Raw genomic sequence first — 26,045 nt, 5'->3', positions numbered from 1 at the left:
GGCAGTGGCGAGCGCGTCGGGTGGCAGGTCGCCGGTGGGCATGGCTGGCGCGGGGGCGTGGCCGGCGGCGGCGCCGACCCTGCTGCGGGCTCCGGAGCCGGTCCCGTGGTGGGTGGTGGTGGCGGTGGTGTAGGTCTTGGTGAGGGTGACGTGGGCGGCGTTGGTGGAGTCGTAGCCGGTGTAGGCGAGGCTGATTTGGGTGCCGTCGTCGGTGATGGCGAAGCGTCCGTACTGCTGGACGAGGGAGGAGCCGGAGGCGGGGTACTGGCCGGCGGAGTAGGGGCCGCCTTTGCGGGAGGCGGTGTTGTTGAAGGGGGCCGCGTGGAAGATCGGGACGCCGCCGGGGGAGTTGCTGCCGTCGTCGGCGGCGAGGCAGTGCTGGTCTCCGCCGGTGAGGACGATGTTCTTGCCGGACGCGGCGTAGAAGTTCGCCATCTCGGTGCGTTCGGTGGTGAACCCGAGCCATGAGTCGTCGCCGGCGATGGGGGAGCCGATCCACGGCTGCGCGTTGACGACAATGATGAGCGGCTCGGTGGCCGCGGTGATGGCGTCCTTGATCCACTGCTTCTGCGTCGCGCCGAGGGACGTCTTGGTGGGCGACTCGGTGGTGGACGGGTTCATCTTGAAGGACTGGGTGTCGGTGACGACGAACCGGACCCGGCCCCAGGTGAACGTGTAGTAGCAGCCGGTGGCGGGGATGGCGGGGGTGGGGAAGTATTCGCGGAACGCGGTGTTCCAGTTGGCCCAGGCGGTGGGGTCGGTGCCCGCGGTGGAGTTGTTGTTCATCCCGTCGTGGTCGGAGGGGATGTAGACGATGGGGCGGGTGGCGAACACGGCCTGGTGGTTGGCGGCACTGACCTTGGCGAGCATCTTGGCGCGGACGTTCGCGAGGTCGGTGCCGGACCCGTCGGCGTAGTAGAGGTCGCCCAGGTGGAGGAACAGGTCGTCGTCGCGTGCGCCGATGGCCGCGAGGGAGTCGGAGTCGGTGGAGTCGGTGCAGGAGCCGAAGTCGATGTTGAATGAGGCGGCGCCGGACGGGGCGGTGCGCAGCGACCCGATGGTGGCGGCGGTGTCGTCGTGGTCGGCGCCGTCGCTGTCGGTCATGACGACCCGGTAGTAGTACCGAGTGCCGGCAGTCAGGCCGCTGACGGTCAGGTGGGCGTTGCCGTTGGCATCGGGGGTGACGGGCGGGCCGGTGACGACGCCGGTGGTCATGGCCTGGTCGGTGGCGACCTTGAGCTTGGCGGCGGTGGCGTTGGAGACGCGGGCCATGACGCGGCCCGTGGTGGGGGTTCCGCCGACGCCGACGACGCGGGTGAGCAGGATCGGGGTGACCGCGCCGCCACCACCGGAGGGGCGCAGCCCGGCGAACCAGGCGTCCCCGGCGCGGGACACGGACAGGGTGAACGTGACGGCGCCCGTGGACGAGCCGGCCGCGAGGGGGGTCAGGTAGTGGCCGCGGACGTGGGACTTGCCGCCGGACGCGGAGCTGGCGCCGCCGGTGCCGGTGGCGGGGTTCCATTCGTCGGCCCACTGGCCGGGGCTGGTCGGCTGGGACCAGACCTGCGTGGTGACGCCGGTGTTGGCTCCGGCGCCGCCGATCAGGACGGCGCCCTCGGTGACGACCGTGGCGGCGGGGATGGTGAAGGCCGACAGGCTCGCGGTCGTGTCGACCGGGACGCAGGTGAAGTCGATGGGGTTGGCCTGGTCGACCCCGGTGTAGGCGCAGACCTCCGCGGAGCCGTAGGTGGCCGTGGTGGTGGTGAACGTGAACGACGCGGCGGCGGCGTCGGCGGCGTCGGCCACCTTCCACATGACCCGCTGGTTGGGGTTGCCTGCGGCGGTCAGGTAGTACAGGCCGGTCCACCCGGCGGGCAGGTCGATGCCGACCCCGTTGGTCAGGACCGCCGCCACCATGACGTCGCCGACGGCCAGGCCGGCGGGCTTGGGGCAGGTGAACGTGGCCGAGGGCGCGGTCGACCAGACCTGGACCTGCCCGATCGAGCGGAAGTCGACGGCCACAGTTTCCTCCTACGGGTAGAGCGGGCGGGGTCAGGAGGAGGTGACGGGCTCGGTGATGCTGTCGACGGTGTATTCGCCTGCCGCGTTGAAGGTCTGGTCTCCGGTGAGGAGGCAGCCGCCGCCGTAGGTGCCTCCGGTCTGCGCGGACCAGTAGCCGACCCGGACGACGGGGCCGGACGCCGCGCCCCCGGTGAACGCGATGTCGGCCGCGGACAGGTCGCCGTTGCTGTTGGCCCAGCCGGCGGGCTGGCGGGCCGCGGTCGACTCGCTGGCCGAGGACGAGACGCCGCCGGTGGTGTGCAGGGACAGGTAGGGGTAGGCGGCGGCGAGCGCCGCGCCGTCCTCGGTCAGGGCTGTGTCGTTGAATGCCATGGTGTCTCCTTCGAGGTGCGTGCGGGGGTCAGTCGGCCGTGTAGTCGGCGGGCGGGTCGGGTGGGGTTCCCCCGAGGGCGTGGATCGCGGCGATCAGGTCGCCTACGTAGCGGCGGGCCGCGGCGAGCGCCTTCTCCAGCAGTCCGATCCGCTGGGTGTGCTGCGTGTTCTCCGTTTCCAGTGCAGTGATCTGGGCGGCCTGGGTGCCGTTCTGTCCGGTGAGGGTGGCGACGTCGGACTCGAGTGCCCTGAGCCGCTCGCCGTGGACTCGCCGGGTCTCCTCGAGCAGGCCCTTGTAGCCCTCGATCTGAGCGGCGAACCGCTGAACCTCGGTGGACTCTTGCGACGTGGCGCGGCCGAGCTTGGCCACGGCGTAGGTGATGGCGGCGGTGATGAGCGTGGACAGGACGGTGGCGAGAGCAACAATGGCAGCGGTGCTCACGGGTCACTCCCCTGTGTGGCCGGGCGTTGCGGGGCGGTGGATGGCTGCGGTGAGGGCGACGAGGCCGAGGAGCGCGACGTGGATCGCGGCCGAGTACCAGCCGGTGCTCAACCCCTCGTGCCCGGTCAGGTAGAGCAGCCACGCGGTCAGGTAGGACGTGATCCGCAGCATCGGCCCGAGGACGAGCAGCCCGAGGGCGATCCAGTCGTGTTCACGCGACCACGCGAGGCCGACGGCGGCGGCGGCCGGTGCGAGCCATAGCGCGGCGCGGACCGGCATGGGCAGCGCGGTGTGGAACGTCCCGGGTGGGGTCGCGGCGGCGCCGAGAATGGTGGCGACGCCGACGAGGGTCCAGATGTAGGCGCACAGGATCATCGCCGCGCCACGCAGTCCCAGACGGCTCACGAGCTGCCCTGCTGGAGGATCGCGTCGATGCCCTTGATGGCCTGCGTCATGTTCGACAGGATCGTGGCGCCCACGGACTGGGCTTTGACGGCGCGGTCCCGAACCTCCTGCAGGTCGGCGATCTGCTCAGGTGTCATCGTGTCCTCCGGTGGCGTGGTGGTCTTGGCGAACGGTGCGAGGAGCGGCATCAGAGCAGCACCCACTTCCCGGCTCGGAGCATGTAGACGTCCCCGGTCAGCGGCACCCATTCCTGCGTGTCGTGGTCGAGCCGCCACATGGGGATCAGGTCGACGTTGCCGCCGATCGACAGGCCCGCCTCGGCCACGTCCACGTAGGCGGTCCCGCCCGCCCCGTCCGTGGGAGCCGTGGACAGGCCCGCCTCGGCGACCTCGACGTTGCCCGCCGGGTCGGCATACGCCGTGGTGAGTCCGGCCTCGGAGACGTCGACGTTGCTCATGCCGACGCCACCGCGATCAGCTCGAGGTGCAGGTTGGTGTAGTCGGTGATCGCCTGCGCCTGCGTCGACGTGAGCGGGAACTCGAACCGGGCGAACACGCCGGTGAGGGCCTGCGCCGCGCTGGTCGCGATGACCGTCGACGCGCCCTGCACGAGCCGTGCCTGCACGGTGCCGGACCCTGCCGGGACGCGGGCCCGGACCCACAGCTTGTGTCCGGTCAGGGTGGTCGGGGTCGACCCGATCGACAGCTTCCCGCGGTAGATCTGCGTGCCGGTCGAGTTGGCGGGGGAACGGCCGAAGGTGGCGTCGTCGCCGTCGCTCAGGGCGGCCGCGAACGTCGCCTTGCCGCCGACGTTGGTCCAGCCGGTGGTCGTCTCGTCCGCGACGAGCTTGAGCTCCTGCGCCTGGGCAGCGGAGTTGAAGACGACGACCGCGCCGGCCCACGCGCTCGAGGAGAGGGACGTGGCCGACGCGGACCGGGTGCCGGTCGCGTCGACGTAGGACCACTCGGCGGCGATGTTGCGGTAGTTGCTGCCGTTGGTGACTTGCAGCGGCTGCCCGGCGGTGAACCCGGATCCGGGGGCGAACGAGTCGTCGGAGCCGCCGTACGCGAACGCAGCCACGAGCAGCTGCTTGGACTGGGCGCCGGCGGCTGTCGGTCCGACGTTCATGCCCATGGAGCCGCCGTCGCTGACGGCCATGGTGTCGAAGCCGTCGGCGTCGTCGAAGTCGTGGATGACGACCGCCCACAGGTTCACGTCGGCCGCGGGGTGGGTGATGGTGACCTTGTCGCTCGTGGTGAGCGCGGTGGCCACCTTGCAGGTGATGACGGACAGCTGGAGGGTGCCGGACTTGAACCGGTGCGCCCGCTGCGTCCACGTGTTGCCCTTCGTGTCGGTCGCGGCGAACGGCCCGTCTTGGCCGGACAGGCCTTGGGTCTGGACGGCGAGGATGAGCGTGTGGCCTGCCGGGACGCCCTGCGAGAGCGCGACGTCGAGCGACCCGACCTTCGTCGTCGCGGTTGCGGTCGCGACCCTTCCGATGTGTGGCATGCGGGGCTCCTCAGTAGGTCAGTTCGGCGGGGACGACGGAGTTGGGCAGCTGCGCGCACTGCTGGAACACCTGCAGGCGGGCGCCGTCCAGCAGGTACGTGGACGGGTCGGCCGTGTTCACGTTCTTGCCCGAGTTGAAGTAGGTGCAGCCGACGACGTCACCGCGAGACACGAGGTAGTCGTAGATGTCCCGGATCATCGGGGCGCAGTAGTCGCCCTGGATGGAGGGGCGGGCGCCGTACTCGGCGAGGAACATCGGCTGGTCGCCGCTCAATTTCGCGAGGTTCCCGAGGCCTGCGGAGTACTTCGCCCACGTCTGCGCCCGGTTCTTCATGGCACGCGGGTAGATGTCGACGCCCTGGATGTCGCAGTCTGGCGTGAAGAAGTCGCGCGACGGTTGGCTGTTGTCGACGAGCGGGTAGCCGTTGTAGATCGGCATGGTCAGGAGGTTCTGCACGCCGGACCAGCGAGCGTAGGCGCGCTTGTACATGGCCTTGAAGTCGGCCGCTGTGCCGCCGTCGCCGGTGCCGGTCTTGCCGTTGTACGGCTCGTGGTGCAGGCAGACGAAGCAGGGCTGGCCGTGAGCGTCCGCGACCGCCGCGATCGAGTCCAGCCATGCGTCCTGGCTCCCGTTGGCGACGCCGGCCCAGTTGTTGTTCGGCACCTTGAAGGAAACGGCGATCAGCGCACCGGCCGCCTTCAGCTTCGCGGCCTCGTCGCTGAAGTTGCCGGAGCCGGTCACCTGGTTGGACTGGTAGTAGCGGCGGGACACGCCGAGGCCGCCGCACTGCTTCGAGAACGTGATCCACCCGCCCACGTCGGCGCCGTCCCACGAGGAGCCGTAGTAGAGGTTCGAGACGCCCGGGTCGCCGTAGAAGCGGGCGTCGCCGACCGGCGGCGGTGGCGGCGGGGTCGTGTCGTCGACGATCAGCGGCGCCCACCGCCCGTCGATGATCCGAAAGGTCTTCATCAGATCGAGGTGGTCTGGAAGTAGAGGTCGTTGCCGCCGGCGTAACCGTCGCCGATCGGGGGCTTGTCCTTGCCGACCCACAGCGCGCCGCCGGTGCCGACCTTCGCGGGGTAGCCGCCCGTCTCCTGCACGAGGATCTGCGCGCCGCCACCGCCACCGGAGCCGTTCTGCAGGGCGAGGATCGCGTTCGCGTTGTCGTCCACGATCTCGTTGGTGGTCTGGAGGGCGTCGGGCAGGTCGGCCATGACGTCGAGGGACTGGGTCGACCAGATCGGGTCCGACCAGGAGTCGCCGTCGTCCGAGGAGAAGATGACCGCCGACGTGGCGGCGTCGTCGTCCCACGAGTACGTCCACAGGCCGCCGTCGGACAGGATGAGGTCGGGCAGGTCGGAGCCCGCACGGTAGAGGCGCACCTTGACGGGCGTCCCGTAGCCCGGCCGGTCCGGGGCGACCGTGTCCGGGTAGGTGACGACCCCCGTGTCCGGGTCCGTCACTGACGCGGGGCGGGTCGTGGGCCGCTCGAAGAACTTGTTGTCGGCGGAGACTGAATGCACGGTCATGAGAGCCCTCCTCAGGGCGGCAGGCGATGGTGGGGTCAGACGCGGTAGAACACGTTGTCGAGGTAGATGACCGGGGCCGCGTTCAGGTAGACATGGACCTGGAACCAGTCGGCCTTCTGGCCGACGGCGAACCCGAGATTGCTTCGGCCCCACGACCCGCCGAAGAACACCGGCGACGACGGGATGGCCCACGACGGCAGCCGGAACAGCTCGTAGTTGTTGTCGACGCCGCCGTCCACTTGGAACTGCGCGCCCACTTGGCTGTATTTCACGCCCCCGGACAGGAACACCTTGTCGCCGAGCCGCTGCACCCGCAGCGCCCGGCCGGTCGACACGATGCCGGAACCGAAACTGCTGCCGCCGACGATCGACCACGGCGGGGCGAGCAGCTCGTCCATGACCGGGGCCGCGTCGGTCCCGCGCCGCAGAATCCCCTGCACCCCGTACGCCTGGTACTGCAGGAGCAGCTGGCCGTAGTCGAAGCGGGACCCGTCGAGCCCGCCCGCTGGAGTGGTCGGCACGTACAGCGGGGAACCGGCCGCGTAGGCGAGGCCATCCGCCGGGACCGGCGTGCCGACGCCCGTGTTGGTGACCGGCACCAGCCAGAGCACGTGGTCAGCGGCCGCGCCGGGAACCGCGGCCAGCCCGGCCGGGTAGACGGGGGTCGCCGAGTTCGTGGTGCCCTTGACAACCTTGAGGATGGTCTGCTTGGTCGGGTCGGACGCCTGCCAGTCCCGGTGCAGCACTGCGGCGTCCCAGCGCGGATTCGTCGATACGGAAGCGCTGTCGAAGGTGAGCACCTCGGCCGCGGTCACCTTGTCGTGGACACCCCAGCCCTGGGCTTCACCGGTACCGATCTGCACTGTCCGGTTGACCGTCGACAGGACCGTCGCAGCCAGTCCCGAGATGACGTGCGGGGCGGCAGACAGGTGCCGCGCCATGACCGCCCAGTCAATCTCGTCGATGGACCCAGCACTACCGTCGGCGTCGACGCCGTAGCCGTCAGAGACGATCGTCATTGTGAGCTCCCGTAGAAACGTTCGGACTTGAGCATGCGGCCGAGGGCGTTCGCGACCCAGCGCGAGATGGTGCCGGTGGCGTCGATCTCCCCGACAGACGGGGTTACGCGGAATCCGCCCGTGGCAGAGTCGTGGTCGTAGGTCCACGTCATGGTCACCTCGGACAGGGTGTGCTGCAGTGGCGCGCCGGAGGAGAGGGTCTCCGTGACGTTGTCGCCGAGCCATAGGTGCTGGCCGTAACGGAAGGTCTGGTTCTCGGCGAACGTCATGGCCAGCCCGGTCTTGCGGCGTCCCTCGCGGCGGCGTTCGACGGCCCGGTCGGCCAGGTCGGTGTCGTTGTCGAGATCGGACGCGTCGACTACCTGCTCGCGGACGAACAGGGGCCCCCACTCGGCCTCGGCGGTCGCGTCAATCGATTGCAGCCACTTCCGTGCAGTCCCGTCGCCTTGCCCGCCGGCGATGGCGCGGGTGACCTCTGGCGCGCCTTGTGTCCACTGCCAGTCGGTGACGATGCCGGACTTTTCGGTGATCGTCACCGGGTAGTCACGGGGCTCCGACACGTCCACGACGAGCCCGTTGCCGCCGTCTTGCTTCACGGTGACGGTCAGGCCGGCGTCGGTCACCTTCGGGAAGAGCCGGTCGGCCAGCGGGTGCATCCGGACCTTGACGGTGATGGTGTCGCCGCGGCCCTGGTCGGGCGCGCACACGACGGGCAGACCGAGGCGGGTGATCGCGTTCTTGGTGACCAGGTCCTTGACAACTGTCTCGGCCGGGCCGGTCGACGTGTAGTAGGCCGGGCTCATCGTCGACGACACGGTCGAGGAGAGGGTCGCGGTCGGGTCCTGCCAGCCGAGGATGGCCGCGAACAGGGCCCAGTCGTCCGCGAGCTGCAGAGTGACCTCGCCCTTTCGGCCCGCGGAGCCCTGCCAGAGGGTGAACGGCCCAGACATGACCTGCTCGCCCGACTCGGCGTGCTTCACGGTGAGTCGGGTGCCGGTGCCGCGGAGCTTGTCGTAGTGGCGGTGACTGGTCGGGATGGTCAGCTGGCCGGTGCCTTGCGCGTTGCGGCGCATGTTGACGACCGCGGTGCGCGGGTTGTCGATGACGCCGAGCGGGGTCAGGTTCTTGTCCCAGATGGTCAGCTCGAGCGGGATCTTGCTGTGCCTGCTCACCATGCCCTCCGGTAGCAGGGCTGCAGGGCGATGTGGGTCGCGCCGGAGCCGGTGAAGGAGATGCTGATCGGCTGCGAGTCGCCAGGGTCCACGTCGGCGGCGTAGGCGATCGGGTAGGTGTTGGAGAACACGGTTGCCCCGGCCTCCCACAGCTGCTCGATCCGGGCGAACCATTCTTCGGTGCGTGGCGGGTAGAGGTCCGGGTCGGGGGTGTCGACCAGGCGGGCGTCGACGCGGCCGACGCGCGTGTCGATGATGACGGACTTGCCGTCGGCGATCGCGGCGTTGTACGTGGTGGTGTCGGCTCCGATGCCGACCGTCGCGCCGGCGTCCTGCGGCCCGTCGAGCACGTAGACCAGTGACGCGTCCTCGGTGCCGGGGTTGTCGATGCTCGCGGACGCCTGGTTGTTGGCTTTGGAGATCCAGAACGAGGGGGCCTTGCCGGTTCCGCCCGGGCCGCCCTTGAACGGCACCTTGGCGGTTGCGATGAAAGACCGGGCCTGCAACGCTCCCAGCCAGAACGGGGACCGCAACGTTGACAGGTAGATGTTGTAGTGCGCCCAGCCGGTCAAGCCCGGGTCGGTGTCGAACGCCATGTCGCCGTCGTTGTTGCAGCGCAGCACCACCCGGCGGGCTGTGCCGTCGACGGGGTTGGTGACGCGCCACTGGCCGGACCGGTCAGGGTGCAGCGTGTCCCACCATGCCGCGTCGTGGGCGTACCACTCCGCCTTGTCGGCAGTGAAGACCTTCGCCGGCCAGAACACGGGCCGTTTGAGGGTGCGGAAGCCGAGGAACTCCGCGCCGTCCTCACTTGCAGACTCTGTCTCGTACTCGGCCGTGGGCGGCAGAGTCATGCCCCGCACGCCCGCCATCAGCACGACGCCTGACGCGCCCGAGCAGAGATCCCACTCGCGGCCCTGATAGTCGATCCACGTGTGCTGCAGGTGGATCGGCTGGACACGGCGGCTGACGGGTGGCGGGGGGGTCGCTCCCAGAGGTGCCTTGACGGGCAGCAGGATGGGCACGGGTCAGCCTCCTGTCGTCACAGTGGGACACCGGCCGCGAGCAGAGCGTCTTGGAACTCGAGCCGGGTGGCGCGAGCCAGGGATTCGGCGGTGGAACGGTCCGGAGCGACGATCTCGAGATGCTCGATGATCGCGCGCGCGTTGGTCGATGAAGCCGCGGACTGCCCCGCGTACGGGACTGCCCGCGCAGCCATGTAGGGCTGGCTGCTCGCATTCATCGCCTCGAGCGCCCCAGCGTTTGCCGCTGCCGCCTGCCGGTTGACGACGAACTCGCCTGGCTCGCCGAGGATCCGGGTCTTGTCGCCGGTGCCGATGCCGGGAATCCACCCGCCGGTTTGCATCGCCCAGTGCACGTGGTTGAAGTGGTCGCCGTAGGCGGGTGTCCCGACTGTGTTGTGTGGGCGGCCGTAGAGCCGCTGCAGGTCGCCGGCGGGTGAGTAGTAGAGCTCGCGGCTGTTCGGGTAGCGCAGCACCAGCGCGAGGAAGATCGACATCATGTCCCGGCCCGTGAGGTCGATCGCGCGGCCCATGCCGTGCAGCGACGGGTAGCCGCTGGCTGTGACCGCGCCGGGACGGTAGGCCGAGGACAGGTGCGCGCCGAGGCCGAGGCTCTGCACGATGGCCCACTGCCGGCGCCATCCCATCGCGGTGGAGGACGCGCCGCCGAACATCGCGCCCATCATGGCGAGGCTGCCGACCGAGTCGAGTAGCTTCTGCGCGGCGGCCAGCTTGTGCTCGTCGAGGTAGGCGTCATAGCCCTTGCGAATCGTCGAGCCGACCGGGCCGCCCGCCGCACGGTACTCGACCCGGCCAGCCTCGACGGCCTTCATGAGTCGAGCCATGCCGGCGAAACCGCCCGCGGCCTGCACCTGCCGGGCCGTCGAAACCCACTCGCCGTTAGAGACTGCGTAGAGGTCGCCCGAGTTGGTGATCGCGGGGATGCTGTCGCTCGTGCCCGTGCCCGCGCCGATGATCGGCCCGCCGGTCGCCTTCCCGCCCCGGCTCGTGATGCCGGGGATCGCCGACGTGTTCGGCGCGGTGGCGACGAACTTGCCGGACTGGTAGTTGACCTTCACCCAGACCGTCTTGCCGTGGATGCCCTCGATGGCGGACTTCGCGTCGCCCGCGCGGGACTGGACCTGCTTGACGCCGTGCAGCGTGACCTTCGGGTTGGCGTCGGTGTGGTCGAGTTCCTTCGTCTTGTCGATGAGGTGCTGCACGGACTGGCGGTTGAGCCCCAGTTGGTCGGCCAGCTTTTCGGCGCGCTTGCGCTTCGCGTCGTCGCTGCTCTTGGAGTTGTCGAGTGCGATGGCCGCCTTGACGAACGCCTCGCGGCCCTTGTCCATCGTCTTGTTGACGCCATCCTGCGACTTGTTCGCTCGGATGTCCGCCGCGACCTTCTCGAGGGTCTTGTCCGACAGGCTGATGAGCAGGCCTTGGTTCTTCCGGCCCGCTTCGGTGTTCGCGTCCAGCCCCAGCGAGTAGCCCTTCACGCCCTTGTTGGCCTTGCGGACCTGCTCGGTGACGTCGTCGATGGCCTGCTCGAGATCGATGTTCGCCTGCATCGCGGTGCGGTTCTTGCCGCCGAGTCCCTCGATGGCGGTCGCGAGGTCGTCGATCGCCTGACCGGCCTTCTCCGCAGCCTCCTGGGCCTTCTTCGTCTGCTCCGCGAGCTCCTTGGTGGTGGGAGCAGCCTTCTCGTTCGCATCGGAGGCACGCTGGGTTGCGGCGCGCTGCGCCTTCTGCGCGTCGACCAGTTCGCCAGTCGCCTCGGCCGCGTTCTGCGACGGGCCGTAGAAGTCCTTGAGGGACTGCAGGTACTGCTGGAAGTAGGGCGGCAGCTTGTCGAACTCGATGCCCTGGTTGACGGCTGCCGTGGTGAACTCCGCGAACGCCTTCTGCGCCTGGTCGACATTGCCAGACTTGACCATCTGCGCGAGGGCTTGGTCGACCTGCGTGACCTGGCCCTTGAAGTGGTCCATCGCGCCGTTGTTCTGCAGGCGCCCGAGACGCGCGTCAAGGTTGGTGCCGAGCGCGTTGTAGGCCGACACGGAGAACCTGTCGAGGGCTTCGGCGGTTGTGACGATCTGCTCGTCGCTGCGGAAGATCCCGGTCTTGTCGCGGAACAGGTCGGCGAGCGCGCCTGTGGTGACACCCTGTGCGGACGAGTCGAGGTGGGTGAGTGATTCGGCGAGGTTGTCGATGCTGACGCTCGCCGTGTCTCCGGCGTAGATCATCTTCTGAACCTCGGCGGCCAGCGCGGCGACTCCGACGACGAGGCCGCCCTTGATGAGTGCCGACGTGAGGTGCCCAAGGGACTTGCCGGTCAGGTCGGCAGTGACGCCGAGGGTCTTGAGCGTCTCGCGCGCTTCCTGGCCGAAACGGACCAGCTTGATCAGGCCGCCACCCAGCAGAAGGGCGGCGCTCAGGCCAGCGCCCATGTAGAAGACGCCCTCCTGTAGCGGCTCCGGGAGGTTGCCGAAGGCGTCAACGAGGTCGGTGACGTGCTGCACGAGGCCGCGCAGCGCGTCGTTGCCGGAGCCACCAGCCGTGATGAACAGGTCGGAGAGCGCGCCAGTCAGCTTCTCGAAGTCGCCCTTGAGGTTGTCAAGCCGCTTGGCTGCGGTCCGAGCCGCCGCGCCCTGGTCGTCGACGGCATCCGTGTACTTGCGGATCCCGTCCTCGCCCAACTTGTAGAGCACGTTGGCGCCGCGGACAGCGTCAGAGCCGAACAGGATCTGCATGGCCGCGTTGCGCTGCTGGCTGGACATGCCCTTGAACGAGGTCTGGAGCTGCCCCGCGAGCTTGTCCATGCCGATGAAGTTGCCCTGCGCGTCATACGCCGAGAAGCCGAGCTTCTTCATCAGGTCTGCGGCCTGCTTGGACTGCGGGTTGAGCCGCTGCAGCATCGTCTTGAGCGACGTACCTGCGTCGGAGCCCATCAACGCGTTGTCGGCGAAGGCCGAGAGGGTGCCGACGGTCTCCTCGAGGGTGAGGCCGGTCTGGGAGGCGACGAGGCCGCCCTGCCGGAGCGCCTGGCCGAGGTCGTCGACGCCGGCAGCGGACTTGTTCGCGCCAGCGGTGAGGACGTCGGCGATGTGGGTCGCGTCGGATCCGCGCAGGTTGAAGATCTTCATCGACTGGCCGGTGATGGTGGCCGCGTCGGCGAGGTCGATGGCGCCCGCCGCGGCGAGGTTCATGCTGCCGGTCAGCGCGCCGCCGACGATGTCCTTGGTCTTGAGTCCGGCCTTCGCCAACTCCTCGGCAGCCTGCCCGGCCTCCACCGACGTGAAGACGCTGGCCTTGCCGGCCTCGCGGACTGCCTTGGTGACCGCGGCCATCTGCGCGGGAGTGCCGTCGAGCGCCGCGCCGACCGCGGACATCTGCTGGTCGAAATCGGCGAAGCTCTTGACGGCATACCCGACGCCGGCCGCGATGAGGCCGCCCCCGATGAGCATGCCGCGGCCGAGCTTGTCCCACTCGGCCTTGTTGCTCTTGAAGGACTGAGACGCGCCCTGGGAGAAGTCCTTGGTAGCGGACTTCGCCTGCCGCATCCCCGCGACGTAACCGTCGACCTTCGCTTCGAGGATGACCCGTGTGGAGCGATCAGTCACGGCGATCCCTCCCGAGGTTTAAGATGCGGGGCATGAAGCACGAATGGGACTGGCTCATGGCCGCGGGTTTCGTGATGGCCGTGGCTGGTTGGTTCATGAACGACGGCAACCCCTCGCCGATGGGAGGGGCGCTGATGGTGCTCGGCGTCGTCGCGTTTGCCGGTGGTGCCGTGTGGCAGGTCGTTGTCCGACACCGCGGCCGGGCGCCTACGAAGGAATGAACGGCGGGAAGGGTCAGTCCCTCTTCGTGTTGAGCAGGTAGACCTTCTCCGCCGGGTCCTGGTCCTTTTGCTCTTTGGCGTACTGGTGGAGCGCCTCGCAGCCGACGCAGGTCAAGGCCTTGGCTTCGTACCAGCCCTCCATGTCGGCGCCCGGCGCTCCTTCGCCTTGCCACGCCTCGGCCTTGAGCTGGCCGCAGTCCGGGCAGAAGAGGCCCTCGTAGATCGTGAGCGCGATCGCGGCGGTCCGGTCCCGGTCGCTGAACCGCTGCACCTCGGCTCCCCGCAAGAACGACACGGGGACGCCGAGGGCGCGTGCGGTCCTCAGCTCTTGGACGAGTCCAGACCAGCGAGGATCGACGAGGACGCGGGCGAGAAATCCGGCGTCACCGGTCGGTCGACCGTCAACGCCTGGGCCTTCAACCAGACGCCGGCGAACTGGCCGGCGCCGACCACCTCGTGCACCGCGAGCCACTGTTCGACGGTCATCTTCGGTTCGATCACTGACTCGGCGAGGCCGTGGGTGGCCATGCCGACCGGGTCGTCCTCGAACTCGTCCTGCAGCTGCGCGTACTTGCCCATGGACAGGGCCTTGAGAGTGATGTGCATCCACGAGCCTTCGAGCTTCTCGTGGAGGGCCTTGATCTGCTGTGCGATCTTGACCTGCTCGGCGTCGTCGCCGCCGTCGCCGAGCGCCGCGTCCACGCTCTTGGCCCGGTTGAGCTTCTGCAACTGCTCCTCGAGGTCTTCGATCTGCGCGACGAGGTCGGGCCGGTTGCTCATCTTCGCGGTGTCGGTGAGCGGCTTCGCGCCGCTGATCCACGCCTCCGGGTCGAAGGCGGCGGCCTCGGCGGGAGTCTTGGTGAATGCGTCGCCCTTGGGTGTCTCGGTCATGTTTTCGATCCTTTCGATCCTGCTCGATCCGGATGGTGTGATGGAGCGTCCCCGCGGCGCCGGGATCGAAGCGACGCCACGGGGACAGTCAGGCGAGGTCAGGCGCCAGCGGCCAGGACGACGTTGTCGAAAGCCGTCTGGACCTCCATCGGGACGCGCCACTTGATGTAGCCGCCCTGGTCAGACGGGGGCTGCGGCGTGTCGGTGAGGATCTCTGCCGCGAGGTAGATCTCATCCCCTGCCTCACCGGGCGCGGTGGACAGCTTCGACGTCTTGCGGGCGGCCGCGTACAACGTGGTCCCCTTCTCCTTGACCGCCTGGAACGAGTCGTCGCCCTCGGCGGTTGCGGAGGCGCCCGTGTCGTCGAAGTAGCGGAAGAAGGTGGCGCCTGCCGTGTAGTTGCCGGCGCCCAGGGAGTTGGCGTTGTTCGTGACGCACAGCGCCTTCTCCGCGACCTTGTCGGAGTCGGTCGCGCCGAACGCGAAGTCGGAGCTCATGACATTGCATGAGGCGTCGACGCCAGCGTTGAACTCGGTGTCAGTGATGACGCCGGTGTCCCACCCGGCGGGCTTGATGGTCATCAGAACGAACTTGGTGTGGCCGTCGGCCAGTGAGCGAGGCACGATTACTCCTTCTCGTCCCCGGTGGCCGGGGCTTGGGTTGTGGTCGGCGCCGGAGGGGCGGCGGCCGTCTTCTTGGCGGCCCGCTTGCGCGGGGTCTTCCTGGCCGCCTTCTTGGCGGCTGGCTCCTTCGCCTTCTGGCGAGGCGTCTTCGACAGCCCTCGTGACAGGGACGGGACGTCGAAGAAGTGGGCGGGCACCTTGACCTTCCGGCCGGTGCTCTTCTCGTAGGCGGTGACGAATGGCATGACGAGATGCCCCTTTCGGGGTGGAGGGTCGGGCGGGGGTCAGGCTTCGAGCGTGAACGGCAACGGCACGTACCAGCGGGACGGCGACGGGTCGCGGTCCTCCCGGGCGGGCCCCGGGTCGAACGGCTCACGGATCCGGCCCGTGGCTGGGCCCAGGCGGACACCGGTCAACGCGGCCCGCACCTTCGCCGCTGCCTGCATGGCCCGGTTGGTGTCGCCGCCGGCCGCGGTGACCTGGAAGGACCAGAGCAGCTGCCCGGGGTCGCCGCACACGGTCTCCTCGCCCGGGTCTGGCCGGCCGGGGGAGACGTAGAGCACGGCGTACATGTGGGCGCGGCCGTCCGGGTCGACCCGGACGGGTGGTTGGCCGGCGTCGTCGACGGACCCGTCGAACACGTCGAGGTTGTCTTGGGCGCGCAGCAGCGCCAGGACCGCGTCGTGGAGGGTGGGGACGTCGGTGATGGTCACAGGTCACCCAACGACTGCTCGGCGACCTGCTCCATGGCCGTCACGAACGGGTCCGTGTGCCGGTCCAGCGAGGGTCCCAGGTAGGGCTGCGGGCCCATGCGAGACGTGCCGAACTCGACGTAGCCGCCGTAGGAGGCGGTCGGGCCGATCTCGGCCCGCATCGACGCGTGGCGGCCGTCGCCGGTGATGCTCGTGGAGATGGAGTTGCGCAGGTTGCCGGTGTCGACCGGGGCGAGGATCTTCGCGTCACGTTCGACGTCGGCGGCGACCTTGCGGACCACCTTGGCGGCCAGCGCGCCGACCCTGCCGGCGGTGACGGCCCCGAGGCTGCGTTCGAGCTTGAGCACGTCGGAAAGGTCGATGTCGACCACGGTGACGCCTCCTTCTCAGCCGAGGTTGTCGGTGCAGACGTAGTCCCGCTCGAACCGTTCCGAGGCGGACTGGACGTCGACGATGAACAGGTGCCGGCCCACGAGGCGCGCGTCGTTGCTGCAGGCTTCGATGACGACGTGGGCGCCCTGCTCGGCGGTGCGCACGCCGGCGGGGACAGCGACCAGGTAGCGGCGGACGGAGACGTCCTGCGCGGCCTGTGTGGCGTTGGTGGCGGAGTCGATCTCCTGCACCCGGCAGGGGGTGCCGGAGGGGGCGATGACGGTCGCTGGGGCGGGGATGGTCTCTTCGTTGACCTCGTCCCACGTGGTGCCGACGCCGGGGACCTCGATGCGGCAGGTGGCGGTCATGCCGCCCTGCGCGGTGGCTTGGTGGTGGGTCGACCAGTTGGGGTGGATTACCCGGGTCGACGTGAACGGCATCAGTCGTCCAGCCATTCAAGGTGGGTCGCGCCGTTGTGGCCGTGGAGTGCTTCGACGGCCCGCGCGTCGGGGAACACGACCGTGGTGGCGCGCACCCCCCGCTGGTAGTTGTCCGAGTTCTGCGGCAGCTCGCGCCAGCGGACGACGGTGGTGCCGTCGGGGAACTGGACGCCGTCGGCGACGACGCCGGTGCCGGAGAGGCCGGTGACGTCCTGGTCGCGCTGGACGTGGAAGCGGCGCATCACAGGCCCCACACTTCGGGGTTGGTGTGCTCGGGGCGAAGGCAGGTGGGGGAGTCGATGACGTCGAATCCGTCCCAGCCGCCTTCGGTGTCGTCGTCGCTGTCGGCCTGCTGCCGGAGCCGGTCGGCGTGCTTGCGGAGGGAGTCGGCGACCTTCGACCCGTCGGTGTTGAGGTCCTGGGTGCGGATGACCTTGGAGACGAGGGTTTCGGAGTCGGCGATCGCGTCGAGCGCGTCCGCGGCGGCCCGGCGTACGTTCCCGTCGTTGAGGGACAGGAACCCGTTGATCTGGAAGTCGTCGAGGACCTCGTTGGCTTCGTCGGTGTCTGCGATGAGGAGGCGGACTTGACCTTCGGGGGTGTCGTAGTCGATGGCCATGGCCAGGTCCGCCTCTCGCCGCTGTGGAGTTGTGGTGGTCACCCTCACCCGGCCCCGGGGAAGTGGGGCCGGGTGAGGGGTTGGGTCAGGAGCCCGCGTCGGCAGCCGCGACGATCGCGGCGTGCAGGTCGCCCTTGTTCGGGTAGCCCTCCGCCTGCTCCTGGCTCATGCCGTGGGCCACGGCGTAGGCCTCGAGCACGTCGCGGGTCTCGGACTCGGCCGGGACCTCCGACTCGCCCGGGCTGGCCGGGTCCGGGGCAGGCTTCGACGCACGACCGCCCTTGATGGAGTGACCGGCCTGCAGGAGGTCCGTGCCCTTCCAGCTCTTGGGCGCGCGGCCGACGACGTTTCCGTTGTCGTCGACCACGTCCGCGAAGTCCTTGTCCTCGTAGACGTTTCCCTTCATGGCGTGCTCCTTCCTCAGGCGGCGATGCCGTCGGACGCGTAGGTGAACGTCGGGTCGCCGGGCGCGGCACCGGTGATGTGACGCACGCGGAACCAGATCGTGTCGTCGTCGAACGACCCCTCACCGGCCGGGATGGCCCCGCCACCGATGCGGACGCCCTGGTCGGCCTTGGCGCGCAGGTCGGGCGTCTCGAAGCCGCGCAGGTGCGCGACGTAGAACGCGGACTTGCGGCCGGCCTGCGGGACCGGCAGCAGGAACCATGCGGTCCCGGGCAGGTCGGACAGGACGGTCAGCTTGACCTTGCCGCTGAACGGGTTGGACTGGATGAACGTGTCCGACCCGACGGTGGTGCGGATCTCGCTGGTGTTGAGGATCCGCTCCGCGGTGAACTGCAGGGCCGGGCCGACGACCAGCTGCATGGCCGGCGCGACGAGCAGTGCGCCGTCCTTGTCGCGCTTGGTGGTGACGGCCGTGTAGGCGGTCTGCAGGTTGTCGGCGGTCAGCGCGCCGGTGCCCAGGTTGCCGCCGGTGAAGAACGCGGTGTTGGGGGCGCCGGTGAGCGGGTTCGCCAGCTGCGACAGGGCGTTGTGCGCCTCGGTCGCGGTCGCCTGCGCCGCCCAGCCGTTCGGGACGGACTGCAGTTCGCCGATGTCGTCGTTGATGCGGGCTTCGAGGGTGTACCCGTACTGCTGGCCGAACTTGGCCACCCGGATCTGACGCTCGGCCGCGTCGGACTGCGCGATCGGGTAGTTGGTGTGCTCGGGGACCTTCGGGAGGGCGCCGGTGTTGCCGATGAGTTCGGTCAGCGTCTTGGGCTTGAAGTCCTTGACGAACGTGGGCGCCGCGTAGGCCTGCCAGGACGGGGTGACCGTCTGGTAGGCGGCGAGCATCTCGCGGTCGAGGACGGCACCGGCGGCGGACTTGAACAGGTCCGAGGTGGTGATGGCCTCGTTGACGCGGATGCGGGCGAGGGGGTCGCCGCCCCACGCGGCCTCGAGCATCGCCTTGGCCTCGACCATGGCGCGGCGCATCCGCTCGGATGCGCGCTCACGCTCGCGGCGGGCCCGAGGGCCCTCACCGACCATCGTGAGCTCGGGGGACAGACCGAACGCTTCGCCGGTCAGGATGCTGCTGGTCATGATGGCCTCCTCAGACCTGGGCGGGACGAACGACGGCCGGCCCGCTGGTCGCGGCGCGCACGCCCGACTCGCCGACCTTGGGAACGGTGTAACCCCACGGCTTGACGCCGCCGCCGGGGTCGGTGACGGTCAGGACCGGCGCGGTGGCGCCGTTCCGGGCCGTGATGAACACCGGGGTGAAGGGCCCGGCGATCGCGCCGGACACCTCGTAGATGTAGGAGCGGGCGTCGGTGACGACGGACGCGAAGCCCGCGTCGTTGCCGCCCTCCCCGGCGCTGGTGGCGGCGACGCCGTTGACGGCGCCGACCCGGACGGGGTCGCCGCTCACGGTGCCGGCCACGACGGGCAGGGACAGTTCGGTCGCGGGGCGCATGTACTCGTTCTTCATGGGTCAGCCCTCCTGGCTGGTCGCGGCGAAGGCCTTGTCGAAGTCCTCGACGGTGTAGCCGGTGGACTCGGAGGCGGTGCGGCCGAAGCCGGTGACCTGTCCGACGCCGAGGGACTCGACGAGCTCGGCCAGGTCGGCCTCGGCGGCGGTGACGGCCGCCTCGGTGGCGGCCACGACGGCCTCGGTGTCGACCGAACCGTCCTCGCCGATGGTGATGCCGGACAGGACGGACTCGACGATCCGGGCCTGCTGACGCGCCGGCAGCGTGGACTGGCCGACGCGCGCGGTGACGGCGGGCCGGGCAGCCTCACGGGCCCGCAACTGGTCACGCTCGGTTCGGGCCTGGTCGCGCTCGGTGACGGCTGCATCGCGCTCGGACTCGAGCGTCTGCACCCGGCCGGCGTCCTCTTCGAGCTGGCGCAGTCGCGCTTCCTCGATCTGGGGCATGGTGTCCTCCTCGGACTCCTGGGTGTGTGTTTCCTGCTGTCCGGCCGGTGCCGGGACATTCGTGGGGGCCGGTTCGCCCTCGGTTGCGGCGGTGGGGGCCTGAACGGGCACCCACTCGACGCGTTGCACAACCTCGACGCGGTCGCCGGTCAGGACCGGCATGTCGTCCTCGTCGAGCTCGTAGGACTGCTGGTAGGTCGTGGCGTCGTCAGCCTGCTCGATCGTGAACCACGCGATTCCGGCTTCGGGGTCGTAGTCCCGCAGCCACGAGTAGACGTGGGCCTCGGTGTCGGCGTACGTGGCGCGGACCAGGTCGGAAAGGCGATTGGACGTCTGCTGCGACGGCGCTTCGGACACTGCGGTACGGGCTGACTCGAGGACCGCGAGGATCTTGCCGCCGCGGCCCGCGCTGGTCACGAAGTCGGTGGAAATGCCTTCGGTCAGCGAGGTGATGATGGGTCCGGTGCGGCCCTCGGCCTTGCCGGTCTCGGCGGTCGCGTAGGCGCGGATGGAGACGCCGATCGCGTCCTTCATCTCGTCGAGCACGGTCCGGTAGGGCGCGAACACCTGGGCTTGGGCGACGAGCGCCTGCAGGGTGTCGTCCCAGTGGGCGTCCTCCGCCAGGACCGCGGCCAGGTCACGCACGGACCGTTCTGGCCGGTCCTGCGCCTCCGCGTACCCGGGGTGGTCGAGGAAGGCGTGCGTGCCGGAGGGGAAGATCTTGGCGTCCGCGGCGGCCTGCAGCACCTCGGCGGAGTAGTAGCCGCTGCTGCCCCACCCGGGGCTGATGAGCTGCAGGAGCATCTTGCCGCTGCTGTCGGCGCCAGTGCTGGCCTCGGCCAGGGGGCGGGACTCGGCGAGCTGGACCCGGTTGGGCATCATGACCTCCCGGTCGATGGGATGATGAGCGGATGGGCGTTGACGACGACGCGGACTGTGTCGAGCACGTGTGGGCGATGGTCGGCATGACGTGCGGGTGGGACGGCACACACATCGAATGGGCGTGCGAGCGGTGCGGTGCGCCGATGGTGCAGGGTCCGGACGAACTGGCGGGCCGCGTCTAGGACGCGTTCGCCAGGCGCAGCAGGTCGCGGGTCGGGCGGGGCGCCCACGAGTCGCGCCAGCCGGTCGTGGTGCGTTTCGCGGTCAGGTCGTCCCAGCCGACGTGCCCGGCCTTGAGCAGGCCGAGGCGGGCCTTGCCCATGATGGCGACCTGGTCGGCTTCGGGGAGCCCGTCGAACGTGGCCTTGGCGTCCGGCAGCAGGCTCGGTGGCTCGTCGATGTCGAACCCGAGGTCGCGCCACGACTTGGTGACCGGCACGCGGGCGCAGCGGCCCTGCTGGTGGTCCTCCGGGCCCGGTTCGATCAGCGGGTACGTGGTGCCGTGCTTCGCCCAGCAAGACGGGCACGTGCGCCGGTCCAGCTGCGCGACCCACTGCCACTGAGCGACCGTCGCCTTGTTCGCCTGGTCCTGCGCGTAGGCCGCGGCCCGATGCGCGTCGAGCATCTCGGTGCGGGCGATGACGAGGGCGCGGTTGCGGCCGCCCTCGAACTGTCCTTGCACCCGGCGCAGCATGGTGGAGGCGGCCTTGCGGGGGTTGTCGCCGACCGCGACACCCCGGATCAGGGTGGACTTCATCGCCGCCTCCGCCTGCCGCGACAGGGGCTTCGCGAGCGAAGTCACCCGCCCCGCCGCGCGTTCCACGACCGCTTCGAGGGCCCGCTGGTCGATCCGGTCGAACGCGGCCACGTCAGCAGCGCCGCGGGGCATCTGCGAGTGGATCAGCCGCGCCTCCCACTGCGCCGCGTCGTCCGCGAGGGGCGTGAGGTCCTGCACGACCCGGACCCCGAAGTCCTTCGTGAGCTGGTCGAGGCTGTCCCGGGTGACCGCCAGGGCCCGGCGGGCACGGTCAGCGCGGCGGATCTGCGTCCGGGACGGCCACTTCCCGTCCGTGGACGCGGCGACCAGGTCAGCGAGCGCGTCCTGCCATTCGCCGGCGACCTCGTTCCAGGCGGTGCCCCACGCCGCGATCAGGTCGGTGACGGCCTTGTCGACGGTGGTGTCGATGGATAGGCGCATCCCGGCGATGAGCCGCAGGGTGCGGCGGTTGACAGCCACGTCAGTCCTGCGGGACGTCGCCGGCCGCGACAGCAGCCTGCTGCGACCGGGCCGCGGCTGCGTCGTAGGGGTCGACGAAGTTCCCGTCCGCGTCGACCAGCTCCGACAGGACATCGTCGACGTCATCCACGTCCAGCGCCACCAGCGCCAGCCGGGCGATCACCAGCGGCGGCAGCTTGCCCAGGTCGTCAGCGGTCTTGATGGCGTCCATCAGGTCCTTGAGGCTGATCTTCTCCAGCGACGGCCAGTCGACCGTGACGCCGAACGGCTGGTCTCCGGTCAGCCGCACCACCTCGCGGCCGGTGGCCGGGTCGCGGGTGATGGTGCCCTGCAGCGGGCCCTTCGGCGCCTTCACCGCGGACCGGATGACGTGCTGCAGGACGGTGCGCAGCAGGCTGGTGTGCACTGCCCGGCGGCCCGTGATCGTGTTCTTCAACGGCTCGTCGAGGGTCTCCGCGGTCGCCCGCGCGCCGGTGACTCCGGGGTCGGACAGGAGCATCGTGACGGGCACGTCGATGCCGGCCGCGACCATCGCCGCCAGGGGCCGGCCGGACTGGGAGTCGATGGTGGCGCCGGACTTGCCGATCGCCTCGAACGACTGGCCCTCCGGGGTGAGGATCGTCGCGCCGACTCTGCCCTCGCCGTCGACCGGCGGGGTCGTTAGCCGTGTCCTGCCCGCTGCGGCGCCGGCCTTCGTCTTCGCGGTCGCCTTGAACGCGTACTGCGACAGGGCCTTCATCAGGGCGGCCCAGTCCTCGAGGAACCCCTTGTAGCCGCGGGCCCACGGCAGCGCGGCGAGCACGTCGGGGGTGCCCCACAAGGATTCGCCGGCACGGTTGACGAGGGTGTGGATGATCGGCTTGTCCCACTCGACTGCGACGTCGTCGATGAACCGTTCCCGCCGCATGGGGAAGTAGCTGATGTCCGGGTAGAGGCGGGTCTGCCGGGCGGTGACGGTGCGGGTGCCGCCGAACGCGTCGGTCTGCAGCTGCTTCGCGGTCCATTCCCGCTTGTAGTACCAGACCTCGTCGGCGTCCTCGGGGTTGGTGATGATGTCGACGACCTGGGAGAAGGGGACCTTCCGCACCTGCACCCGCCCGGTCAGGGGAGACGTGACCAGGGAGTGGAACACGTTGCCGTCGGTGGCCAGGGCCCGCTCGAGCTCCTCGCGGGCTTGGGCGGAGGAGAAGCTCTTGGCGTTCGCTTCGTCCTCGAGGAAGGCTTGGACGACGGCGTTGACGTCCTGCTCCGCCTCGTCCTCCTGCGCGGCGGCGAGGGTGACACCGCCGCCCCACACGTAGGAGCAGCGCAGGTTGACGGCGCGCCTGATGAGAGGGTCGGCGATCGCCATGACCCGGGCCACGCTCGACGTGGCGCGGATCGATTCGACGTTCATGGTTTCGCCGGTCTGCCCGGTCAGTGAAACCCACCCGGCGTCCTCGGCCGACAGGAGCCGGCGCGCGTCGATGAGCGCTTCTTCGAGGGTCTCGATGTGGTGTTCGAGGGTGGCGAGCTCGTCGCGGGAGACGACGACGTCGGTCGCTGCGCTCATCGTCGCCTCCTCGGTCAGTAGCTGGCTGCCCAGTCGAGGGCTTGGAAGTCGTCGTCGATCAGGTCAGCCGTCGAGGGCGCGTCACCGGTCAGGAGCGGCACGAGCAACAGCCGGTGCACCGCCTGCGACAGTGCGTCGACGGTGTCGTCGTTCTTGGCGGACGGGAAGTCGCGGGCCTCGTCGGTCAAGTCGGTGACCCACGCGGTGCCCTCGACAGCGACCGGGTCGGGCAGCCACACGTTGCGGGCCTCGACGAGCGGGGTGACAGCGGCCGCCCGCGCGTACTTGCTGCCCTCCGGCTCGACCGGGATCAGGCCACCCACCCGGGTACGGAGCGCGTTGAGGATCGCGGGCCCGTTGGCCTTGTCCTCCACCAGCTTCGCGACGGCCTGCGGCCACCGCGCGGTCATGTCGAGCATCGCCTGGCACGACTCGGAGAACCCCATGCGGCGACGGACCTGGTCGAGCAGGTACGCGTCGACGCCGCGGCGCAGCCAGACCTGCCCGACAACGTAGTCGGCCGACTTGGTGTCCTTGAACGTGAAGTCCCAGGACTGGACGAGCTCGACGTCGGGGTCGCGGCCGGCTTCGGGGACGATGCGGGCGCCGTCGCCGCGTTCGATCCACAGGGGGTGGTCGTAGCGGGCCCACCCGTCGGCGGGGAACAGGTTGCCGGTGTCGGGGGTGGGGTGGCCCTGGTAGAGGCTGGCCCAGGTGCGGGACCCGGCGGTCTTCTTCCGCTGCTCCCACTGCTCGCGGGTGCGGCCGCGCGCGGAGATCATGAACTCGCCCTCCGCGCGGCCGAGCGGGTCGCTCTCGGGGTCCTCGCATTGGGCGGGGATGTTCAGGACCTGCCAGTCGCTGTCGGGCTCGGCCAGCAGTCGACCGGCGAGGTCGTCGTGGTGCCACCTGGTGAGGATGAGGACGACGGACGTCGCGGCACCGAACCGGGCGCTGGCTTCGTCGGTCCACCAGTCCCACACCTTGTCCCGGTACACCTTCGAGTCCGCTTCGAGGCGCGACTTGATCGGGTCGTCGATGACGAGCAGGTCACATTTTTGGCCGGTGACGCCGCCGCCGATGCCCACACTGAACAGGCCGGAGTCGTCGTGGCCCTCGATCGACCAGTTCGCGGCGGCCCCGTTGTCGTGGGCGATGGCGATGCCGAGCTCGGGGTTGCGTTCGACGACGCGGCGGACAGCGAGTCCGTTGCGGTTGGCGAGAGACTGGCCGTAGGAGGCGCCGACGACCCGCCAGTCTGGGTGCATCGACAGGGTCCACGCGACGAAGTCTTTCGCGACGCGCGTGGACTTGCCCTCCTGCGGGGGCATGGTGATGATGAGCCGGCTGTTGGGGGTGTTGATGAGGTCGACGAGACGCTGGTCGATGAGGTCGAGCGCGGGGGTTTGGACGGTCTTGGGGTTGAGATGCGCGGCGAGGTCGCCGGGCGTGGCCCAGCGGCGGCGGGGCGGCTCGAAGTGGCGGGCCGCGTGTTCCCACAGGTCCAGGGACATGCGGTTCAGTCCTCGAGGGCGTGGGTGTCGGCTTCGTCGGCGTGGCGGCGTTCGCATTCGCGGGCGAGGCCTGGCACGACGTACCAGTGCTGGCAGTTGGCGCAGCGCCACTGCGCGTCGTAGTCGTCGCCGGTCATGGCCGGGCCGGTTCGGTCAGCGGGGCGAGGAACCCCTGTTCGAGGAGTTTCGTGGCGCACTGTCGGGAGTGGTGGTCGCACAGGAGAACGTCGTAGCCGGTGCGTCCGTGGATCCACCTGTTCTGGGCTGTCTTGCCGCACTTGTCGCAGAGGTGCGCGAGGTCCAGCATGACGGCCTCCCCGGCATGACGAAACCCACCGGTCCCGAAAGTGGGATGGGTGGGCTTGCTGGAAACGGTATGCAAAACGAAAACAGTTGTCAACGGCTTCGGGCTTTCCCCCGCCCGGTGTGGCGCAGGTCCCGCTCGAGGCGGAGCACCTCGGACTCGAGGACGTGGGCGTGGCCGTCGAACAGGATGACCTGCAGCTGGTAGCGGCGGATCCACGACCGGACGGTGCGGATGTGTACGCCTGTCAGGGTCGCGGCCTCCCGGATCGTGACCAGGCCGTCGTCGTGTTCGGTCACGCTGTCTCCTGCCCGTGGCTGTCGGCGTAGGCCTTGGCCAGCAGCTGGTAGTAGTCCCAGTGCCACACGGCCCGGCAGGCGCGGCATTTGACGAGCTCGTCGCCGTCGTCCCTGCGGAGGGAGTTGCGGGCGTCGCAGACCATGCACGCGCCGGGTAGGCGGTGGGTGAGGCGGTCGATGCCTGCGGCCTGCTCTGCGCGGCGGGTGAGGCGGGTCGCGTCCTTGCCGACCTGCCTGGCTTCGGGGGAGGCGAGGAGCTGCTCGGACCAGTGGGTGAGGTAGTGCACGGCGGTCGACAGGCGGCGGGCGCGGTGCTCGGTCGACCCGTCCCACCAGTCGCCCGGCGCCGAGTGGTGGAGGCGGGCGCGGAGCTTGTCCTCGGTTGTGCAGGCCCAGGCGACGAGTTCGTCGATGGCGTCCCAGGCGGGCGACCCGGAGGGGGAGCCGGTGCGGGTGCCGTGCCGCGACCCGTCGCCGACCTCGGCGGGTGCGAGCCGGCCGCCGCTGCCCGGGGTGGTGTAGGCGCAGCGGCCGCAGCGGGCGAGCAGCGGCGCGGGACCGAGGGGCCGGGTGATGGTGTGGTGGCAGTCGAGGACGTCGATCACCCACCCGTTGACAGCCGCGCGGGTGCGGGTGACGGTCCGCCACGGGTCAGGCGTGTCGGGTGCGCCGGCGTCCCACAGGTCGGCGGCGAGGTCGGGGAGCCGGCCGATGGCGGCGACGATCGCGACTCGGCAGGAGAGGCACCAGACGGGGTCGCCTTCGCGGGGGTCGTCGACGGGGTGCCGGCCGGGGCAGAGGATGGCGATGCGGCCGTCGGGGTGGGCGGCGTGGGCGTGGCCGTCGCGGTCTGTGGTGCGCTGCCACGGCGGGTCGCCGAGGCGCGGG

At 69.9% G+C, this 26,045-nt stretch carries 35 protein-coding genes; 2 read left to right on the top strand and 33 right to left on the bottom strand.

Features of this window, described 5'->3' with window-relative positions; translation table 11 throughout:
* The 13 genes from FRW57_RS03885 to FRW57_RS03830 form a co-directional block, all read right to left on the bottom strand.
* On the bottom strand, nt 1-2,022 hold a 2,022-nt coding region (locus FRW57_RS03885), incomplete at its 3' end, for an alkaline phosphatase D family protein (protein ID WP_152185366.1).
* A gap of 30 nt (nt 2,023-2,052) precedes the next feature.
* Nucleotides 2,053-2,394, bottom strand: coding sequence for a hypothetical protein (locus FRW57_RS03880; RefSeq protein ID WP_152185365.1), 342 nt, complete (start codon nt 2,392-2,394; stop codon nt 2,053-2,055).
* 28 nt (nt 2,395-2,422) lie between these two features.
* Entirely contained in the window at nt 2,423-2,836 is a 414-nt protein-coding gene (locus tag FRW57_RS03875; RefSeq protein WP_152185364.1) for a hypothetical protein, read from the bottom strand.
* Between the two features lie 3 nt (nt 2,837-2,839).
* Nucleotides 2,840-3,241 (bottom strand): hypothetical protein, encoded by a 402-nt coding sequence (locus tag FRW57_RS03870; protein WP_152185363.1) that lies wholly within the window; start codon nt 3,239-3,241, stop codon nt 2,840-2,842.
* Nucleotides 3,238-3,429, bottom strand: a complete 192-nt coding sequence (locus FRW57_RS03865; RefSeq protein WP_152185362.1) for a hypothetical protein — start codon at nt 3,427-3,429, stop codon at nt 3,238-3,240. Before FRW57_RS03865 ends, FRW57_RS03870 begins: the two co-directional genes overlap by 4 nt.
* Nucleotides 3,429-3,698 carry a hypothetical protein gene (locus FRW57_RS03860; RefSeq protein ID WP_152185361.1) on the bottom strand — a complete coding sequence of 90 codons (270 nt, stop codon included), beginning with the start codon at nt 3,696-3,698 and terminating at the stop codon, nt 3,429-3,431. Before FRW57_RS03860 ends, FRW57_RS03865 begins: the two co-directional genes overlap by 1 nt.
* Nucleotides 3,695-4,750, bottom strand: coding sequence for a hypothetical protein (locus tag FRW57_RS03855; RefSeq protein ID WP_152185360.1), 1,056 nt, complete (start codon nt 4,748-4,750; stop codon nt 3,695-3,697). Before FRW57_RS03855 ends, FRW57_RS03860 begins: the two co-directional genes overlap by 4 nt.
* Before the next feature lie 10 nt (nt 4,751-4,760).
* Nucleotides 4,761-5,720, bottom strand: a complete 960-nt coding sequence (locus FRW57_RS03850; RefSeq protein WP_152185359.1) for a hypothetical protein — start codon at nt 5,718-5,720, stop codon at nt 4,761-4,763.
* Nucleotides 5,720-6,280, bottom strand: a complete 561-nt coding sequence (locus FRW57_RS03845; protein WP_152185358.1) for a hypothetical protein — start codon at nt 6,278-6,280, stop codon at nt 5,720-5,722. Before FRW57_RS03845 ends, FRW57_RS03850 begins: the two co-directional genes overlap by 1 nt.
* 35 nt (nt 6,281-6,315) lie before the next feature.
* On the bottom strand, nt 6,316-7,299 hold the full coding sequence (locus FRW57_RS03840; RefSeq protein WP_152185357.1) for a hypothetical protein: 984 nt from the start codon (nt 7,297-7,299) through the stop codon (nt 6,316-6,318).
* Nucleotides 7,296-8,471, bottom strand: a complete 1,176-nt coding sequence (locus FRW57_RS03835; protein ID WP_162529256.1) for a Gp37-like protein — start codon at nt 8,469-8,471, stop codon at nt 7,296-7,298. Before FRW57_RS03835 ends, FRW57_RS03840 begins: the two co-directional genes overlap by 4 nt.
* The gene (locus FRW57_RS22970) at nt 8,468-9,496 is read right to left on the bottom strand and encodes a hypothetical protein (protein WP_162529255.1); all 1,029 of its coding nucleotides are present in this window, start codon (nt 9,494-9,496) and stop codon (nt 8,468-8,470) included. Before FRW57_RS22970 ends, FRW57_RS03835 begins: the two co-directional genes overlap by 4 nt.
* 17 nt (nt 9,497-9,513) lie before the next feature.
* Complete coding sequence (locus tag FRW57_RS03830; protein ID WP_152185355.1) at nt 9,514-13,110, bottom strand: phage tail tape measure protein; 3,597 nt, start codon at nt 13,108-13,110, stop codon at nt 9,514-9,516.
* Nucleotides 13,111-13,142: 32 nt separating this feature from the next.
* Between FRW57_RS03830 and FRW57_RS03825 the strand changes: the two genes are divergently transcribed.
* On the top strand, nt 13,143-13,331 hold the full coding sequence (locus tag FRW57_RS03825; protein WP_152185354.1) for a hypothetical protein: 189 nt from the start codon (nt 13,143-13,145) through the stop codon (nt 13,329-13,331).
* Between the two features lie 13 nt (nt 13,332-13,344).
* On the opposite strand, the gene FRW57_RS03820 is transcribed toward FRW57_RS03825, so the two are convergent.
* The 13 genes from FRW57_RS03820 to FRW57_RS03760 all read right to left on the bottom strand — a co-directional run bounded on the left by FRW57_RS03820 (nt 13,345) and on the right by FRW57_RS03760 (nt 20,248).
* Nucleotides 13,345-13,602 carry a hypothetical protein gene (locus FRW57_RS03820; RefSeq protein WP_152185353.1) on the bottom strand — a complete coding sequence of 86 codons (258 nt, stop codon included), beginning with the start codon at nt 13,600-13,602 and terminating at the stop codon, nt 13,345-13,347.
* Between the two features lie 50 nt (nt 13,603-13,652).
* Entirely contained in the window at nt 13,653-14,222 is a 570-nt protein-coding gene (locus FRW57_RS03815) for a hypothetical protein (RefSeq protein ID WP_152185352.1), read from the bottom strand.
* A gap of 98 nt (nt 14,223-14,320) precedes the next feature.
* Nucleotides 14,321-14,845, bottom strand: coding sequence for a phage tail tube protein (locus FRW57_RS03810; protein WP_152185351.1), 525 nt, complete (start codon nt 14,843-14,845; stop codon nt 14,321-14,323).
* A 2-nt stretch (nt 14,846-14,847) separates the two neighbouring features.
* Nucleotides 14,848-15,090, bottom strand: coding sequence for a hypothetical protein (locus tag FRW57_RS23945; protein WP_203230201.1), 243 nt, complete (start codon nt 15,088-15,090; stop codon nt 14,848-14,850).
* Nucleotides 15,091-15,129: 39 nt separating this feature from the next.
* On the bottom strand, nt 15,130-15,558 hold the full coding sequence (locus FRW57_RS03800; protein WP_152185350.1) for a hypothetical protein: 429 nt from the start codon (nt 15,556-15,558) through the stop codon (nt 15,130-15,132).
* A complete protein-coding gene (locus FRW57_RS03795) occupies nt 15,555-15,929 on the bottom strand; it encodes an HK97-gp10 family putative phage morphogenesis protein (RefSeq protein WP_238999285.1) in 375 nt (124 codons plus the stop codon). Before FRW57_RS03795 ends, FRW57_RS03800 begins: the two co-directional genes overlap by 4 nt.
* Nucleotides 15,930-15,944: 15 nt before the next feature.
* On the bottom strand, nt 15,945-16,370 hold the full coding sequence (locus tag FRW57_RS03790) for a DUF6093 family protein (protein WP_162529254.1): 426 nt from the start codon (nt 16,368-16,370) through the stop codon (nt 15,945-15,947).
* Nucleotides 16,370-16,615: a hypothetical protein gene (locus FRW57_RS03785; RefSeq protein ID WP_203230200.1), complete on the bottom strand. Its 246-nt coding sequence runs from the start codon at nt 16,613-16,615 to the stop codon at nt 16,370-16,372. The genes FRW57_RS03790 and FRW57_RS03785 overlap by 1 nt, the downstream gene beginning before the upstream one ends.
* The gene (locus FRW57_RS03780) at nt 16,612-17,031 is read right to left on the bottom strand and encodes a hypothetical protein (protein ID WP_152185348.1); all 420 of its coding nucleotides are present in this window, start codon (nt 17,029-17,031) and stop codon (nt 16,612-16,614) included. Before FRW57_RS03780 ends, FRW57_RS03785 begins: the two co-directional genes overlap by 4 nt.
* Before the next feature lie 43 nt (nt 17,032-17,074).
* Nucleotides 17,075-17,395: a hypothetical protein gene (locus tag FRW57_RS03775; protein ID WP_152185347.1), complete on the bottom strand. Its 321-nt coding sequence runs from the start codon at nt 17,393-17,395 to the stop codon at nt 17,075-17,077.
* Nucleotides 17,396-17,409: 14 nt separating this feature from the next.
* The gene (locus tag FRW57_RS03770) at nt 17,410-18,534 is read right to left on the bottom strand and encodes a phage major capsid protein (protein ID WP_152185346.1); all 1,125 of its coding nucleotides are present in this window, start codon (nt 18,532-18,534) and stop codon (nt 17,410-17,412) included.
* Nucleotides 18,535-18,544: 10 nt separating this feature from the next.
* Nucleotides 18,545-18,922 carry a DUF2190 family protein gene (locus FRW57_RS03765; protein WP_152185345.1) on the bottom strand — a complete coding sequence of 126 codons (378 nt, stop codon included), beginning with the start codon at nt 18,920-18,922 and terminating at the stop codon, nt 18,545-18,547.
* Nucleotides 18,923-18,925: 3 nt separating this feature from the next.
* Nucleotides 18,926-20,248: a hypothetical protein gene (locus FRW57_RS03760; protein ID WP_152185344.1), complete on the bottom strand. Its 1,323-nt coding sequence runs from the start codon at nt 20,246-20,248 to the stop codon at nt 18,926-18,928.
* A 32-nt stretch (nt 20,249-20,280) separates the two neighbouring features.
* On the opposite strand from FRW57_RS03760, the gene FRW57_RS23940 reads away from it, so the two are divergent.
* On the top strand, nt 20,281-20,433 hold the full coding sequence (locus FRW57_RS23940) for a hypothetical protein (RefSeq protein WP_203230199.1): 153 nt from the start codon (nt 20,281-20,283) through the stop codon (nt 20,431-20,433).
* On the opposite strand, the gene FRW57_RS03755 is transcribed toward FRW57_RS23940, so the two are convergent.
* From FRW57_RS03755 to FRW57_RS22960, 7 genes are all read right to left on the bottom strand, one after another.
* Entirely contained in the window at nt 20,430-21,488 is a 1,059-nt protein-coding gene (locus tag FRW57_RS03755; protein ID WP_152185343.1) for a phage minor head protein, read from the bottom strand. The two genes, FRW57_RS23940 and FRW57_RS03755, sit on opposite strands and share 4 nt — an antisense overlap.
* Before the next feature lies 1 nt (nt 21,489).
* Entirely contained in the window at nt 21,490-23,040 is a 1,551-nt protein-coding gene (locus tag FRW57_RS03750) for a hypothetical protein (protein WP_152185342.1), read from the bottom strand.
* A 14-nt stretch (nt 23,041-23,054) separates the two neighbouring features.
* Complete coding sequence (gene terL, locus FRW57_RS03745; RefSeq protein WP_152185341.1) at nt 23,055-24,554, bottom strand: phage terminase large subunit; 1,500 nt, start codon at nt 24,552-24,554, stop codon at nt 23,055-23,057.
* Nucleotides 24,555-24,559: 5 nt separating this feature from the next.
* Nucleotides 24,560-24,691, bottom strand: coding sequence for a hypothetical protein (locus tag FRW57_RS24745; protein WP_275263094.1), 132 nt, complete (start codon nt 24,689-24,691; stop codon nt 24,560-24,562).
* A complete protein-coding gene (locus FRW57_RS22965) occupies nt 24,688-24,861 on the bottom strand; it encodes a DUF7455 domain-containing protein (protein ID WP_162529253.1) in 174 nt (57 codons plus the stop codon). The genes FRW57_RS24745 and FRW57_RS22965 overlap by 4 nt, the downstream gene beginning before the upstream one ends.
* Nucleotides 24,862-24,950: 89 nt before the next feature.
* The gene (locus FRW57_RS03740) at nt 24,951-25,157 is read right to left on the bottom strand and encodes a helix-turn-helix domain-containing protein (protein WP_152185340.1); all 207 of its coding nucleotides are present in this window, start codon (nt 25,155-25,157) and stop codon (nt 24,951-24,953) included.
* A partial coding sequence (locus FRW57_RS22960) for a hypothetical protein (protein ID WP_162529252.1) occupies nt 25,154-26,045 on the bottom strand: 892 nt, incomplete at its 5' end. The genes FRW57_RS03740 and FRW57_RS22960, both read right to left, overlap by 4 nt.

Origin of the sequence: Segeticoccus rhizosphaerae (genome assembly GCF_009192725.1) — a bacterium.
Taxonomy (GTDB): domain Bacteria; phylum Actinomycetota; class Actinomycetes; order Actinomycetales; family Dermatophilaceae; genus Segeticoccus; species Segeticoccus rhizosphaerae.
This window is presented reverse-complemented; position numbering and strand designations above follow the sequence as displayed.

Excerpts from the sequence above, each read along its gene's own strand:
- FRW57_RS03880 (WP_152185365.1), bottom strand. The coding sequence starts at position 2,394 with ATGGCATTCAACGACACAGCCCTGACCGAGGACGGCGCGGCGCTCGCC.
- FRW57_RS03865 (WP_152185362.1), bottom strand. The coding sequence starts at position 3,429 with ATGCCGCTCCTCGCACCGTTCGCCAAGACCACCACGCCACCGGAGGAC.
- FRW57_RS03860 (WP_152185361.1), bottom strand. The coding sequence starts at position 3,698 with ATGAGCAACGTCGACGTCTCCGAGGCCGGACTCACCACGGCGTATGCC.
- FRW57_RS03855 (WP_152185360.1), bottom strand. The coding sequence starts at position 4,750 with ATGCCACACATCGGAAGGGTCGCGACCGCAACCGCGACGACGAAGGTC.
- FRW57_RS03850 (WP_152185359.1), bottom strand. The coding sequence starts at position 5,720 with ATGAAGACCTTTCGGATCATCGACGGGCGGTGGGCGCCGCTGATCGTC.
- FRW57_RS03845 (WP_152185358.1), bottom strand. The coding sequence starts at position 6,280 with ATGACCGTGCATTCAGTCTCCGCCGACAACAAGTTCTTCGAGCGGCCC.
- FRW57_RS03840 (WP_152185357.1), bottom strand. The coding sequence starts at position 7,299 with ATGACGATCGTCTCTGACGGCTACGGCGTCGACGCCGACGGTAGTGCT.
- FRW57_RS03825 (WP_152185354.1), top strand. The coding sequence starts at position 13,143 with ATGAAGCACGAATGGGACTGGCTCATGGCCGCGGGTTTCGTGATGGCC.
- FRW57_RS03815 (WP_152185352.1), bottom strand. The coding sequence starts at position 14,222 with ATGACCGAGACACCCAAGGGCGACGCATTCACCAAGACTCCCGCCGAG.
- FRW57_RS23945 (WP_203230201.1), bottom strand. The coding sequence starts at position 15,090 with ATGCCATTCGTCACCGCCTACGAGAAGAGCACCGGCCGGAAGGTCAAG.
- FRW57_RS03790 (WP_162529254.1), bottom strand. The coding sequence starts at position 16,370 with ATGCCGTTCACGTCGACCCGGGTAATCCACCCCAACTGGTCGACCCAC.
- FRW57_RS03775 (WP_152185347.1), bottom strand. The coding sequence starts at position 17,395 with ATGAAGGGAAACGTCTACGAGGACAAGGACTTCGCGGACGTGGTCGAC.
- FRW57_RS03770 (WP_152185346.1), bottom strand. The coding sequence starts at position 18,534 with ATGACCAGCAGCATCCTGACCGGCGAAGCGTTCGGTCTGTCCCCCGAG.
- FRW57_RS03765 (WP_152185345.1), bottom strand. The coding sequence starts at position 18,922 with ATGAAGAACGAGTACATGCGCCCCGCGACCGAACTGTCCCTGCCCGTC.
- FRW57_RS03760 (WP_152185344.1), bottom strand. The coding sequence starts at position 20,248 with ATGCCCAACCGGGTCCAGCTCGCCGAGTCCCGCCCCCTGGCCGAGGCC.
- FRW57_RS23940 (WP_203230199.1), top strand. The coding sequence starts at position 20,281 with ATGGGCGTTGACGACGACGCGGACTGTGTCGAGCACGTGTGGGCGATG.
- FRW57_RS03750 (WP_152185342.1), bottom strand. The coding sequence starts at position 23,040 with ATGAGCGCAGCGACCGACGTCGTCGTCTCCCGCGACGAGCTCGCCACC.
- terL (WP_152185341.1), bottom strand. The coding sequence starts at position 24,554 with ATGTCCCTGGACCTGTGGGAACACGCGGCCCGCCACTTCGAGCCGCCC.
- FRW57_RS24745 (WP_275263094.1), bottom strand. The coding sequence starts at position 24,691 with ATGACCGGCGACGACTACGACGCGCAGTGGCGCTGCGCCAACTGCCAG.
- FRW57_RS22965 (WP_162529253.1), bottom strand. The coding sequence starts at position 24,861 with ATGCTGGACCTCGCGCACCTCTGCGACAAGTGCGGCAAGACAGCCCAG.